General features: G+C 72.6%; 11 protein-coding genes and 1 pseudogene. 1 reads left to right on the top strand and 11 read right to left on the bottom strand.

Annotated features, from left to right (window positions below):
* Positions 1 to 7: 7 nt before the first annotated feature.
* The 10 genes from JWP54_RS07465 to serA all read right to left on the bottom strand — a co-directional run bounded on the left by JWP54_RS07465 (position 8) and on the right by serA (position 10,931).
* A complete protein-coding gene (locus tag JWP54_RS07465; protein ID WP_297369695.1) occupies positions 8 to 799 on the bottom strand; it encodes a fumarylacetoacetate hydrolase family protein in 792 nt (263 codons plus the stop codon).
* Between the two features lie 13 nt (positions 800 to 812).
* On the bottom strand, positions 813 to 2,057 hold the full coding sequence (locus tag JWP54_RS07460) for a hypothetical protein (protein ID WP_297369692.1): 1,245 nt from the start codon (positions 2,055 to 2,057) through the stop codon (positions 813 to 815).
* Positions 2,058 to 2,072: 15 nt separating this feature from the next.
* A complete protein-coding gene (locus JWP54_RS07455; RefSeq protein ID WP_297369689.1) occupies positions 2,073 to 2,813 on the bottom strand; it encodes an alpha/beta hydrolase-fold protein in 741 nt (246 codons plus the stop codon).
* On the bottom strand, positions 2,803 to 3,861 hold the full coding sequence (locus tag JWP54_RS07450; protein ID WP_297369686.1) for a hypothetical protein: 1,059 nt from the start codon (positions 3,859 to 3,861) through the stop codon (positions 2,803 to 2,805). The genes JWP54_RS07455 and JWP54_RS07450 overlap by 11 nt, the downstream gene beginning before the upstream one ends.
* Before the next feature lie 22 nt (positions 3,862 to 3,883).
* Positions 3,884 to 4,276, bottom strand: coding sequence for a cyclic nucleotide-binding/CBS domain-containing protein (locus tag JWP54_RS07445; protein WP_297369683.1), 393 nt, complete (start codon positions 4,274 to 4,276; stop codon positions 3,884 to 3,886).
* A 54-nt stretch (positions 4,277 to 4,330) separates the two neighbouring features.
* Positions 4,331 to 5,440 (bottom strand): branched-chain amino acid aminotransferase, encoded by a 1,110-nt coding sequence (locus JWP54_RS07440; protein ID WP_297369680.1) that lies wholly within the window; start codon positions 5,438 to 5,440, stop codon positions 4,331 to 4,333.
* A 79-nt stretch (positions 5,441 to 5,519) separates the two neighbouring features.
* The gene (locus tag JWP54_RS07435; RefSeq protein WP_297369677.1) at positions 5,520 to 6,533 is read right to left on the bottom strand and encodes a 3-isopropylmalate dehydrogenase; all 1,014 of its coding nucleotides are present in this window, start codon (positions 6,531 to 6,533) and stop codon (positions 5,520 to 5,522) included.
* A 37-nt stretch (positions 6,534 to 6,570) separates the two neighbouring features.
* Positions 6,571 to 8,274 carry a 2-isopropylmalate synthase gene (gene leuA / locus JWP54_RS07430; protein ID WP_297369674.1) on the bottom strand — a complete coding sequence of 568 codons (1,704 nt, stop codon included), beginning with the start codon at positions 8,272 to 8,274 and terminating at the stop codon, positions 6,571 to 6,573.
* 112 nt (positions 8,275 to 8,386) lie between these two features.
* Entirely contained in the window at positions 8,387 to 9,241 is an 855-nt protein-coding gene (locus JWP54_RS07425; protein WP_297369671.1) for an alpha/beta hydrolase, read from the bottom strand.
* 79 nt (positions 9,242 to 9,320) lie between these two features.
* Positions 9,321 to 10,931 (bottom strand): phosphoglycerate dehydrogenase, encoded by a 1,611-nt coding sequence (serA, locus tag JWP54_RS07420; protein ID WP_297369668.1) that lies wholly within the window; start codon positions 10,929 to 10,931, stop codon positions 9,321 to 9,323.
* Positions 10,932 to 11,040: 109 nt separating this feature from the next.
* On the opposite strand from serA, the gene JWP54_RS07415 reads away from it, so the two are divergent.
* A complete protein-coding gene (locus JWP54_RS07415) occupies positions 11,041 to 13,374 on the top strand; it encodes a hypothetical protein (protein ID WP_297369665.1) in 2,334 nt (777 codons plus the stop codon).
* Positions 13,375 to 13,428: 54 nt separating this feature from the next.
* Here the strand turns inward: JWP54_RS07415 and JWP54_RS07410 are convergent.
* Positions 13,429 to 13,743 (bottom strand): annotated as a pseudogene (locus JWP54_RS07410) (ketol-acid reductoisomerase); the annotation flags it as partial.

Raw genomic sequence — 13,743 nt, 5'->3', positions numbered from 1 at the left:
CGCACCGTCATCGGGAGGTCACCGGGTTGCGCAGCGTGCCGATGCCCTCGATGGAGACCTGGACGACGTTGCCGGGCTCGAGTGGGCCGACGCCGGCGGGCGTGCCCGTCAGCACGACGTCTCCGGGCAGCAGCGTCATGAACGACGTGATGAACGCCAGCACCGCCGGCACGTCGGTGAGCAGGTCGCGGGTGCGGCCGTCCTGGCGCAGCACCTCGTCCACCTCGCAGCGCACCCGCAGGTCGAACGGGTCGAGGTCGGTCTCCAGCCACGGGCCCAGTGGGCAGAACGTGTCGTGGCCCTTGCCGCGGGTCCACTGCGCGTCGTTCTTCTGCTGGTCGCGGGCGGTCACGTCGTTGGCGGCGGTGTAGCCCCAGACGTGCGACAGGGCGTCGGCCGGCGTCAGGTCGCGCGCCGGCTTGCCCATGACGACGGCGAGCTCGCCCTCGTGGTCCACCCGGCCCACTCCCGCCGGCAGCCGGATCGGGTCGTCAGGGCCGATGACGGAGGTGGCCGGCTTCAGGAAGACCGTCGGCTCACCGGAGGTGCCCGCCGAGGTCAGGTCCTTCATCTCCGCGACGTGGTCGGCGTAGTTCTTGCCGATGCAGACGACGTTGATGGGCTGCGTCGGCGCGAGCAGCCGGACGGCCGACAGCGGCACGAGCTCGCCGGTCGGCGTCGGGTCGAACAGCGGGTGCCCCTGCAGCGGGGCGAGGACGAGCTCGGCCGGGACGTCGGGGTCGCCCTGGACAACCCCGTAGGAGATCTCGCCGGCATGGGCGAAGCGGGCGATGCGCACCCGGCGAGGCTACCTACGTCGCCGCAGCAGCCGCGTCCGAGACCCAGGCGCCGAGCAGTCCGCGGTAGTGCGCGACGAACTGGTCGTGCTCGTGCGCCGGGAACGTCGCACGCACGGTCTGCACCAGCAGGTCGTCGAACTCCCGGCTGGCGAAGTAGTCGTGCGCCACCGCGTCCAGGTCGCCCAGCTGCGTGCTGACGAACTCGTCGTACTGCTGCTGCTGGAAGTAGCCGTCCGCAAGCGTCCGGTACGCGCCGAGCTTCTCCTCGTACGACCGGTCGGAGTCGGCGATCTCGTACCAGCGGCGGGTGTCGAGGTCCACGCGCGGCGTGCGCCCGGTCGCCGTGCAGAACAGCGACCACTTCACCAGCGACGTCATCGCCCACGGGAAGTAGTAGTGCAGTGAGGTGAGGCTGACGTCCGGGCAGGCGTTCGCGTAGTCGATCGGGTGCACCTGGCCGCCGCGCACGAGCGTCTCGCAGGAGTTGAACTCCCACTTGAAGAAGGCGTTCACGACCTTGCCGATCGTGACGACCTCCTGCCCCGTCGCGGCGTCGAGGAAGTCGTGCTCGACGCTGTAGCGGTCGTGCTGCGGGCGGTCCGGCGAGAACTTCATGACCATCGTCTCGGCGCCGATCGAGAGCGACCGCGCGAAGACGTCAAAGCCCTCGACGCTGGCTTGCAGGTGCATCAGCCGCTGGCCGCTCTCGTCGTAGGCGCGGACCAGGTCGGCCTCGTCCTGGATGCGCGAGACGCCGACCCAGGCGCCGCCGTCGTACGGCTTCATCCAGAGCGGGTAGCCGACCTTCTCCGCGACCTCGCGCAGGTCGAACGGCTTGTTGTACTTGGCTGCGGTGTAGGGGAAGCGCGGGTTGTCCGGCGGCTGCTTGTGCGGCACGAGCCACGTCTCGGGGACCTTCAGCCCGAGCCGGATCATCGCGCAGTAGGCGGCGTGCTTCTCCATCGACTGGAACGTGAAGGGGTTGTTGAGCAGGTAGACGTCGTCGAGCAGCGCGACCTTCTTCAGCCACTCGCGCGGCACGTAGTACCAGTAGGCGAGGCGGTCGACGACCAGCGAGTACCGCGACGGCTGGCGCAGGTCGAACGGCTCGACGGTGATGCGCTCCACGTCGTACCGATGGGTGTCGCCGCCCACCCTCAGCGCCGGGTCGAGCCGCCGTACCAGGGTCTCGAAGGCGCTCGGCCAGTCCTCCTCGGTGCCCAGCAGCAGGCCCAGCAGGTGCCTCTGGTCAGCCATGCGGAGAGTCCTCTCTCAGACGAAGCGCGGCAGGTGGTGGGCGATCTGGTTGCGCCAGGACGGCCAGTCGTGAGGGACGTCGTGCCCCCAGAGGTCGACCTCCACCCGCAGCCCCTTGTCGGAGCACACCTGGCCGAAGGCCCTCGTGCTGTCGAGGGCGCCGGTGGTGTCCTCCCACTGCCCCTGCCCGCAGACGAGCAGCAGGGACAGCCGGGAGCGCAGCCAGTCGAGGTGGTCGCCCTGCGCTGCACCGAGCGACCAGAGCGGGTTGTTGAGGTGGAACGACGTCCCGCGCTCGCCCCAGCCCAGGACCGACAGGTCGTAGACGCCGGACAGGCAGAGCGCGAGCGGGAACAGGTCCGCGCGGCGCAGCGCGATGTTCGCAGCGTGGTACGCGCCGAAGCTGCAGCCGGTGACGGCCATCTCCTGGCGGCCGCCGCAGTCGGCGTCGACGAAGGGCACGACGCCCTCGACCACCCAGCGCTCGTACGCCTCGTGCAGCCGCGCACGCTCCTCCAGCGGGAGGTCGTCGCGGTACCAGCTGCCGCTGTCGAAGGAGTCGAGGCAGTAGAGCTTCAGGCGCCCGGCGTCGATCAGCGGGCGGAGCGCGTCGACCATCCCGTTCTGCTCGTAGTCCTCGGCGCGTCCCTCCGATGAAGGGAAGACCAGGACCGGCCGGCCGTGCGAGCCGTAGGCGAGGACGCGCGGCGACCAGCCGAGCTCGGGCGAGCACAGCTCGACGACGTCACGCCGCATACGCGTCTCCCTGCAGGACGCGCTGCACGAGGTCGACCAGGTTCGGGTCGAAGGTGTCCCGCCAACCGGTGTAGGTGTGCACGTCGCGGTTCTCGACCAGGCGCGTGTCGTAGCCCTGGGCCTGCAGCGCGCGGGTCATCAGGCGGTTGTTGTCGACGTTCTCCTCGATGAGCCCGCAGGACATGACGACCGGCACGGGGTCCGTCGCCGCTCCCGCGCGCAGCACGCTGTCGACGAAGCCGGTGATGCGGTTGAAGCGCTCGAAACCGCTCTCCTGCTCGTCGAGCACCCGGTGGAAGAAGCTGCTGCTCTGCAGGTAGAGGCCGGCGAACACGCCGGGGTGCGTCCGCTGCGCCTGCAGCATGGCCAACCCGCCGAGCGAGGCGCCCATGCCGAGCACGACGCTCGTCGGCACCTCCTTCCGCAGCCCCGGCACCAGGCCCAGCGCCAGCGCGCGGCCGTACACCGGCGAGGCGCTGTAGGTCTCGTTGCGGTCGACCGGCGCGAGCAGCGCCGCGCGCATGGCCGGCAGGCGGTCCGCCTCGACCATCGCGTCCAGGAAGAGCGTCAGGCCGGCCAGCGCGTCGTACTCCGGCCCGTCGTGCACGACCAGCAGCGGCAGCTCGGCCGACTCGTCCGCACCGACCGCGGACCAGAGGACGCACGGCACGTCCTGCTCCAGGCCGCGGCTGGACAGCGAGAGCTCGCGGCGCGGCACGCGCGGCGGGTCGGCGCGGGTCCAGGCCGGCGCCTCGTACTCGGGCATCTCCAGCACAGACTTGTCGCCGAAGGCGCCGCCGACCCGCACCGGGTTGCCCTCGTCGACGACCCACTCGCTGCCGCCGTCCGCGCGCTGGAGCTCGAAGGAGTACTCCAAGCGGTCGACCTCGGGCCGGGGCACGCGCAGCACCCAGTCGTCGCCCTCGCGGACGAAGCCCAGCGCTTCGCCGGGCAGCCGCACGTCCTGCTGGAGGCGCACCCCCGACAGCGCGCCTGAGGGGTCGGGGTGACGGAAGACGAGCTCGACGCCGTCGACGGTGGCGGACACGCCCGGGGAGGCTAGCCGCAGGTCAGGCAGGCGCAGCGCTGCGCTGCTGCGACCAGACGCGCACGATGTCGCGCACCGAGATGACGCCGACGACCTCGCTGCCGTCGCAGATCACCAGGTGCCGGAACCCGCCGGCAACCATGGCGGCGGCCGCCTTGTCCAGGTCCCAGTCCGGCATGCCGACGACCGCGTCGGGAGTGAGGTGGTCGGCGGCCAGCTCCTGGTCCAGGTCCTGCCCCCCGGCCACGGCTTCGAGGACGTCGCGCTCGGTGAGGATGCCGGGGCCTTCGCTGTCCGGGTCGTGCACGACCGCAGCACCCACGTGGCGGCTGCGCATGGCCTGCGCCACCTGGCGGATCGTGTGGGTCGGCCCCACCGTCAGGACGGACTCGCTCATGACGTCGCGCACCAGCACGTTGGCTCCTGCAGGTCGGGGACCCGGAACGTACGACGTCGGCAGGCGTGCTGGCTACGACCCGACGCGGCGCATCCACCCGTGCGGGTCCGCGGCGCGCCCGTACTGCAGGTCGAGCAGCGCGCTGCGCAGCCGAAGGGTGACCTCCCCCGAGCTGCCGTCGCCCATCGTCCACTCGCCCGAGCTGCTCTTGGCGTGGCCGACCGGCGCGATGACCGCGGCGGTGCCGCAGGCGAACACCTCGCTGATCGAGCCGTCCTCCGCGCCCTTGCGCCAGTCGTCGACCGAGATGCGCCCCTCCTCGACGGTGAGGCCGAGCTCGGGGGCCAGCTGCAGCAGGCTGTCGCGGACGACGCCAGGCAGCAGCGTCCCGGTGAGGGCGGGCGTCATGAGGCGGGTGCCGCCGTCGGAGACGAAGAACAGGTTCATCCCGCCCATCTCCTCGACCCAGCGCCGCTCCACCGCGTCGAGCCAGACGACCTGGTCGCAGCCCTTCTCGGCGGCCTGACGCTGCGCGAGCAGGCTGCCGGCGTAGTTGCCGGCGCACTTGGCCTCGCCGGTGCCGCCCTGCGCCGCGCGGACGTACTCGTCGGACAGCCAGACGGTCACCGGCTTGATCTCGCCGGAGAAGAACGGCGTGACGGGGAAGGCGATGAGCAGGAAGAGGTACTCGTGGGCCGGCCGCATGCCGACCTGCGCCTCGGTGGCGATCATGAACGGGCGCAGGTAGAGGCTCTGCCCCTCGGCCGTCGGCACCCAGTCGCGGTCGGCGTCGACGAGCGCGTCGACGGCGTCCATGAACAGCTCGACCGGCAGCTCGGGCATCGCCAGGCGCGCCGCGGACCGGTTGAACCGGTGGGCGTTCTCCTCCGGCCGGAACACGGCCACGCCGCCGTCGGGCTGCCGGTACGCCTTGAGGCCCTCGAAGATCGCCTGCCCGTAGTGCAGGACCATCGCGGAGGGGTCGAGCTGCAGCGGCTCGTACGCGGTGAGTTTCGCGCCGTGCCAGCCCTGCTCGACGCTCCACCGAATCGCCACCATGTGGTCGGTGTGGACGCGTCCGAAGCCGGGGTCGGCCATGAGGGCCTCGCGCTCGGCGTCGCTGCGCCGCGAGGTGCTGGGCACGGTCTCGATGCCGCCCTTGGTGTCGGCTGCGGTGGTCATGTCGCGCTCTCCGTCCGTCCCGGCGGGGACGTGGGACCGCCCGCGCCGCTCCCTGAAGGTATCCCGAGCAGGTCCGGCGCTACAGCCGGCTGAGCAGCGACTCCCCCACCTCGGCGGTCGTACGAGGACCGGTGCCGCGACCGGCCAGGTCGGCGGCGACGGCCGCCTCGACCCGCTGCGCGGCGGCCGTCGCGCCCAGGTGCGCGAGCAGCATGGCCACCGACAGCACCGTCGCCGTGGGGTCGGCCTTGCCCTGGCCGGCGATGTCGGGGGCGCTGCCGTGCACCGGCTCGAACATGGACGGGTTGGTGCGGGTCGCGTCGATGTTGCCGCTGGCGGCCAGGCCGATCCCGCCGGCGATGGCGGCGCCGATGTCGGTGAGGATGTCGCCGAACAGGTTGTCGGTGACGACGACGTCGAAGCGGCCGGGGTCGGTCACGAAGTACATCGACGCCGCGTCCACGTGCGCGTAGTCGGTGGCGACGTCCGGGTGCTCGGCAGCCACCTGGTCGAAGACGCGCCTCCAGAGGCCGCCGGCGTGCACGAGCACGTTGGTCTTGTGCACCAGCGTCACGTGCCTGCGCTCGCGCGCCTCGGCGCGGGTGAAGGCGTCGCGCACGACCCGCTCCACGCCGTAGGCCGTGTTGAGGCTGACCTCGGTGGCCACCTCGTGCGGGGTGCCCTCGCGTAGCCGGCCGCCGTTGCCGACGTACGGCCCCTCGGTGCCCTCGCGCACGACCACCATGTCCACCGGCTGGTCGCCGACCGGGCTGACGACGCCGGGGAACAGCCGCACCGGGCGCAGGTTGACGTGGTGGTCCAGCGCGAAGCGCAGGCGCAGCAGCAGGCCGCGCTCCAGCACGCCGGGCGGCACGCTCGGGTCGCCGATCGCCCCGAGCAGGATGGCGTCGTGTCCGCGCAGCTCCTCGAGCACGCTGGCAGGCAGCGCCTCCCCGGTGCGGGCGTAGGCGCGGGCGCCGAGGTCGTAGTCGGTCCGCTCGACCCCGGGCAGCACGGCGTCGAGCACCTGCAGCCCGACCTCAACCACCTCCGGGCCGATGCCGTCGCCCCCGATGACCGCCAGCTTCGTCATGCCCAGCAGCCTAGGTTCTTGGGACGGGTGTCCCAGATCATGAGACGCGGTTGACCGCACTCACGATCGCCTGCAGCGAGCTCGTGACGATGCTCGGGTGCACGCCGCAGCCCCAGAGGACACGCCCGGCCACGGCGACCTCGAGGTAGGAGGCCGCCTGCGCCTCCTCGCCCGCACCGGTGGCGTGCTCGGCGTAGTCGAGCACCCGTACGTCCAGGGCCAGCGCGGACAGCGCGTGGACGAACGCCGCGATGGGGCCGTTGCCCTCGCCGACGACCGTGCGCGGCTCCCCCTGCCACTCCACGACCGCCTCGATGCGGTCGCTCTCGCCCGTGGCAGAGGTGAACGAGACCAGCCGCAGCGGCGCGTCGTGCTGCAGGTAGGTGGAGGTGAACAGCTCCCAGATGCGCCCGCCGGAGATCTCGCCGCCGGCGTCGTCCGCGATCTCCTGGACGACCCGGGAGAACTCGATCTGCATGCGGCGCGGCAGGTCCAGGTGGTGCTCGTTCTTCAGGACGTACGCGACGCCCCCCTTGCCGGACTGGCTGTTCACGCGGATGACGGCCTCGTACGACCGGCCGACGTCGAGCGGGTCGATCGGCAGGTACGGCACGCCCCAGGTGAACTCGCGCACCGGGACGCCGGCTGCGGCGGCGTCCTTCTCGAGCGCCTCGAAGCCCTTCTTGATGGCGTCCTGGTGCGAGCCGGAGAAGGCCGTGTAGACCAGGTCGCCGGCGTACGGGTGGCGCGGGTGCACGGGCAGCTGGTTGCAGTGCTCCACGGTCCGGCGGACCTCGTCGATGTCGCTGAAGTCGATGAGCGGGTCGACGCCCTGGCTGAACAGGTTGAGGCCCAGCGTCACCAGGCAGACGTTCCCGGTGCGCTCGCCGTTGCCGAACAGGCAGCCCTCGACGCGGTCCGCGCCGGCCATCACGCCGAGCTCGGCGGCGGCGACGGCCGTGCCGCGGTCGTTGTGCGGGTGCAGGCTCAGGATGACGCTGCTGCGCCGGTCGCCCAGCGCGCGGTGGAACCACTCGACCTGGTCGGCGTAGGTGCTGGGCACCGACATCTCCACCGTGGCGGGCAGGTTCAGCACGACGGGCTGCTCCGGCGTCGGCTGCCACACGTCCATGACCGCCTCGCAGACCTCGAGGGCGAAGTCGAGCTCGGTGCCCGTGAAGGACTCCGGGCTGTACTGCCAGCGCACGGTCGTGGCTGTCCCTCCAGAGGCGCCTCCGGCACCGGAAAGCAGCTCCTCGGCGTACTTCTTGCACCACTGCGCGCCGCGGACCGCGATGTCGCGGATGCCGTCGCGGTCCAGGCCGAACACGACGCGGCGCTGCAGCGTCGAGGTGGAGTTGTAGAGGTGGATCAGGGCGCTGCCGCGGAAGCCCACCAGCGACTGGACGGTGCGCTCGATGAGCTCCTCGCGCGCCTGCGTCAGGACCTGGATCGTCACGTCGTCGGGGACCAGGTCCTGCTCGACGAGCGCCCGGATGAAGTCGAAGTCGGTGGCGCTGGCGGCCGGGAAGCCGACCTCGATCTCCTTGTAGCCCATCTCGACGAGCAGCCGGAACATCCGCAGCTTGCGGTCGGCGTCCATCGGGTCGATCAGGGCCTGGTTGCCGTCGCGCAGGTCGACGCTGCACCACTGGGGCGCGCGGTCGATGGTGCGGCTCGGCCAGGTGCGGTCGGCGATGTCGACCGGCGGGAACGGGCTGTAGCGGGTGTGCTGCTTCACGGTGAGCTCCGGGGCGGTGGCGGGGGTGCGGCCAGCACGAGGACCCGCGACGGGGAGCCGGCCTAGGTGGAGGCCCCGTCGCGGCCCGTAAGGAGCGAGAGGCTCGACCGGATCACGCGCCCACCTTACTCAGGAAGCCGGCGACCGCCGAGCGGAAGGCCTCCGGCTCGTCCACCCACGGGAAGTGGCCGGCGCCCGGAAGCACCACGGTCTCGGCCTGCGGGAAGCAGCCGGCGACCAGCTCGACGGCGGCGACGCCGGTGGCGGCGTCGTGCTCTGCGCCGACCACGAGCACCGGCGCCTGCACCTGCCCGAGCCCCTCGAGCAGCGCCGGGAGGTCGACCTCCTCGATACCCGCGGCGAAGCCGAGCTCGGCGCGGCGGCTCATCTGGCGGTCCGCCGTCGCGGCGTGCGCCTGCGTCCGCTCGTCCCAGCGGCCGTAGTAGAAGGGTCGGAACGCGCGCATCAGCGCCTGCTGCTGCGCGGGCGGGGCGTCCTGCAGCGCGGCCGCCGCCTCGGAGGCGTCGGGGTACCAGGGCTCGGCAGAGCGGGCGGCCATGATCGCGGCGGTGTCCTCGCGGTTGCCGCCCTGCATCCGGCTGGTGGGCGTGACCAGCACGAGCGAGCGCAGCCGGTCGGCGTGGGCGGCGGCGTAGGCCTGCGCCACGACGGTCCCGGCGGAGTGGCCCAGCAGGTCGATGCGGTCCTCGCCCAGGTGCTCGCGCAGCGCCTCCACGTCCTCGGCCAGCCGGTCGAAGCGCAGCGTCGACGGGTCGGCCGGCACCTCGCTGTGGCCGGTCGCGCGGGCATCGAGCAGCACCAGCGTGCGCTCGGCCGTCAGCCCGCCGAGGTCCTCCAGGTAGGCGCTTGCGCGCCCGGGGCCGCCGGGCAGGCAGACCAGGCGAGGACCCGTGCCGACCTCGGTGTAGGCCAGCCGGGTCCCGTCGTAGGACGTGAAGGTGCTCATGCCGACACCTGCTGTGCTCGCTCCGCAAGCGCGCGGCTCGCCCGCTCCTGCGTCGCGGGGAGCCGCACACATGCTCCGCTCACGAGAGATCAGCCGACCGGACGGAGTGGGCGCCGATCTCGCGGGCGAGCTGCTCGAGGACCTCGTGCGGCGGCGCGCTGTCGACGGTGAGCGCCATCAGCGCGTCACCGCCCTGCGCGGTGCGGCTGACCTGCGCGCCCGCGATGTTGATGCCGGCGTCACCCAGGCCGGCGCCGACGACGCCGACGACGCCCGGCCGGTCGTGGTAGCGGAAGAACAGCAGGTGCTTCTCGGCGACGAGCTCGATGTCGAAGCTGTCGACCTCCACGAGCTTCTCCACCTGGCGGGGCCCGGTGAGGGTGCCGGACACGCTCACCAGCTCCCCCGTCGGGAGGACGCCGTGGACACGGATGACGTTGCGGTACTCCGGGCTCTCCGGGTCGGTCGCGAGGCTGACCTCCAGGCCGCGCTCGGCCGCCAGCGTCGGCGCGTTGACGAAGGTGACCTGCTCCTCCACCACGTCGGCGAAGACGCCCTTGAGCGCAGCGAGCTGGAGCACGCTGACGTCCAGCGAGGCGATTTCGCCGCGCACCTCCACCTCCATGCTCGCGGCAAGACCCCCTGCCAGCGCGGTGAACACGCGCCCCAGCTTCTCCACCAGGGGCAGCGCCGGCCGCAGCTCCTCCGGGACCGCTCCGGCGGCCTGGACGTTGACCGCGTCAGGCACGAAGTCACCCTCCAGCGCCAGGCGCACGGAGCGGGCGACGGCGATGCCGGCCTTGTCCTGCGCCTCCACCGTGGAGGCCCCGAGGTGCGGTGCGACCACGACGGAGTCGAAGCCGAACAGCGGCGAGTCGGTGCACGGCTCGTTGGCGAAGACATCCAGCCCGGCGCCTGCCACGGTCCCGGCCTCCAGCGCCTTGGCGAGCGCCGTCTCGTCGAGCAGCCCGCCGCGCGCCGCGTTGACGATGCGGACCGTCGGCTTGCAGAGCGCCAGCTCCTTCTCGCCGATGAGCCCCACCGTCTCCGGCGTCTTCGGCAGGTGGATGGAGATGAAGTCGCTCTCGCGCAGCAGGTCCTCCAGGCTGACCAGCCGCACGCCGATCTGGGCGGCGCGGGCCGGGGAGACGTACGGGTCGTAGGCGATGAGCTGCGTGCCGAACGCCGACATCCGCTGGGCGAACAGCACGCCGATCCGGCCCAGGCCCACGACGCCCACGACCTTGTCCGCCACCTCGACCCCGGTCCAGCGGCTGCGCTCCCAACGCCCCGCCTTGAGCGCCGTGTTGGCCGGCGCGAGGTTGCGGGCGCAGGCCAGCAGCAGCGCGACCGCCTGCTCCGCCGCGCTGACGATGTTGCTCTGCGGCGCGTTGACGACCATGACGCCCCGCGCGGTGGCGGCGGGGACGTCAACGTTGTCCAGGCCGATGCCGGCCCGCGCCACGACCTTCAGCCGGGGAGCGGCGGCGAGCGCCTCGGCGTCGACCTGAGTCGCGCTGCGGATCAGGACGGCGTCGGCCTCGGCCAGCGCGGGCAGCAGCGCCGCCCGGTCGGCGCCGTCGACGTGCCGGACGTCGAAGCCCTCGCCGAGCACCGCGAGCACGGACGGCGCGAGCTCCTCGGCGATGAGGACGACGGGCCGGGAGGGGGCGGTCGCGGGACGGGTCACAGCGGTCCTTCGGGCGGGCGGCGGGGACGTGCTCCCGCGCGGCGGCAGGCTGCGGCGAGGGTACCGGCGCGGCCTCGGCCCGCTCCTTCTCGCTGCGCGGGATGACACGATGGCCGTCCCCCTCGTCGTCCTGCTGGAGCAGCCCGTGCCGGTCCGCACTCCCCGCCGCCCCCTCACGACGGCCTTCGTCCTCGTGGCGCTCGTCGTCGGCGGCCTTGCCGGCAGCGCCACCGCCGCTCCTGGGGACGGGCTGCACGCGGCGCCGGTGAGCCTGCGCGCCGCCATCGCCGCCGGCGACAGCAGCTACAGCGCGCTGCCCAGCGGCGTGGTCCGCCGGCAGGCGGCGCCGGCCCGGCTGCGCACCACGAGCAGCGCACCGGCGGAGGGGACGGGTCCGGTGGCCCGCGGCAACCTCACGGCCCAGCCGGTCTCCGACATCCAGGTGACCTACCGGCAGAACGGCGCCACGTGGACGCAGGCCGCACGCGACGCCTTCGACTCGGCGGTCGCCATCTGGGAGCGCACGATCGAGTCGTCCCAGCCGATCCTGGTCGACGCCACAGCGACGACGTTCTCGGACCCGTCGATCCTCGGAGGCGCCGGCCCGCAGGACTTCCGCCGCAACGACATGGGCACCAGCACGCAGACCGACGACGTCTTCGAGCCGGTCGCCCTGGCCAACGCCCGCCGTGGCGTGGACACGCTGCCGGGCGAGCCGGACATCGTGGCCGAGTTCAACCCCAGCCTGACCGGCCTGTACTTCGGCCTCGACGGCAACCCGCCGGCCGACCAGGTCGACTTCCGCACGGTGGTGCTGCACGAGATCGGCCACGGGCTCGGGATGGTGGGGACGGCCTCGGTCGACGGGAACGGCCGCGCGACCATCGGCGACCGCGAGGTCAACGGCGCGACCGGCATCCGCAGCGGCACCTCCTACGACACCTTCACCTACGCCACGACAGCCGCGCAGGCCGGCAACGGCGGCAAGCGCCTGCTGTCCATGGCGGACGGGTCGACCGAGCTGAAGAACGCGCTCACCGGCAACCACCTCTACTGGGCGGGGACTCTGGCCCGCAGCGCCGTCGGCAGCAACGAGGTCCGCCTCTACGCGCCGAGCGAGTTCCTCGAGGGCACGTCGTACGGCCACCTGAACGAGGCCAGCTACCCGGACGAGCACCCGAACGGCCTGATGACCCCGTTCATCGAGAACGGCGAGTCCTTCAGCGACGTCGGCCAGATCGCCATGGGGATGCTCGCGGACATGGGGTACGCCGTGCCGGCCGTGCGCGGTTCGCCGTACACCGCGCTCGACCCGGTGCGCGTCCTGGACACCCGGGAGGGCCTCGGAGCACCGCAGGCCCGACTGGGCGCCGGCGGCGTGGTGGACCTGCTGGTCGCGGGGCGCGAGGGCGTCCCTCTCGACGCGCGCGCTGTGGTCCTCAACGTCACGGGCGTGGACCCGTCCGCGGCCACCGACATCCGCGTCTACCCGACGCCCGTCGTGCTCTCGCCGGTGCCCCAGGTGTCCAACCTCAACCTCCTCCAGGGCGTCACCCGCGCGAACCTCGTCACGGTGCCGATCGGCAACGACGGGAAGGTCCGCCTCCGCAACTCCGCCGGCGCGGTCTCGCTGCTGGCCGACCTGGCCGGCTACTACGCGCCGGCGGCCAGCTCGACCTTCACCCCCGCAGACCCGACGCGCCTGCTCGACACCCGCTCCCAGATCGGGACGACCCGCACCGACCGCCTGGGCCCCGGCGAGTTCGTCGACCTCGCCGTGACCGGAGACAGCAGCCCGGTGCCGCTCGGCGCGTCAGCCGTCGCCCTCACCGTGACGGCCGTCAGCCCCACGACGAGCACCGACGTCCGCGCCTACCCGACGCCGTTCGTCGACACCGCACCGCCCCGCGCCAGCAACATCAACGCCGGGCCCGGCGCGCCTGTCCCGAACGTCGTCATCGTGCGGCTGGGACAGGACGGGAGGGTCCGGCTGCGGAACCAGGCCGGCAGCGTGCACCTGTTGGCCGACCTGGCCGGCTGGTACGACGCGAGCAGCTCCGGCTCGCTGTTCCGGCCGGTGAACCCCTCACGCATCCTCGACACCCGAACCCGGCTCGGCACCAGCCCCACCGCGGCCACGACGGTCGGCCCGGCCGAGAGCGTCCTGCTGCGCGTCGGCGGGAAGGCGCAGGTCCCGAGCCTGGCCACAGCAGCGGTGCTGAACGTGACGGGCGTGGCCGCCACGGCGAGCACCGACGTGCGCGTGTACCCGGCGACGGCGAACGAGCCGCCGCGGGTGAGCAACCTCAACCTGGCACCGACGCAGACCGCGGCGGACCTGGTCGTCGTCCGGCTGGGCGACCGCATGGTGCGGCTGCGCAACAGCGGCGGGCGAGTCGCCCTGCTCGCCGACGTGAGCGGCTGGTTCGGCCCGGCGAGCTAGGCAACGGCAGCGGCCCGGCCCCTCGTGAGGGCCGGGCCGATGACGTGCGTGCTGCTACTCGCCGGCGTCGTCGATCCAGGCCATCATCGGGCGCAGCTGCGCGCCGACCTTCTCGATCGGGTGGTCCGCACCCTGCTTGCGGAAGCCGGCCAGCTCGGCGCCGCCGTTCTCGTCGTCGTCGATGAGGCGCTTGGTGAAGGTGCCGTCCTGGATCTCGGCCAGCACCTGCTGCATCGCCTTCTTGGTCTCGGCGGTGATGATGCGCGGGCCGGTCACGTAGTCGCCGAACTCGGCGGTGTCCGAGATGGACCAGCGCATCTTGCCGATGCCGCCCTCGTACATCAGGTCGACGATGAGCTTGAGCTCGTG

It is taken from the genome of Cryobacterium sp., from assembly GCF_025463825.1.
Taxonomy (GTDB): Bacteria; Actinomycetota; Actinomycetes; order Actinomycetales; family Microbacteriaceae; genus Cryobacterium.
Note: the sequence above shows the minus strand (reverse complement) of the source record. Positions and strands in the feature narration are given on the sequence as shown.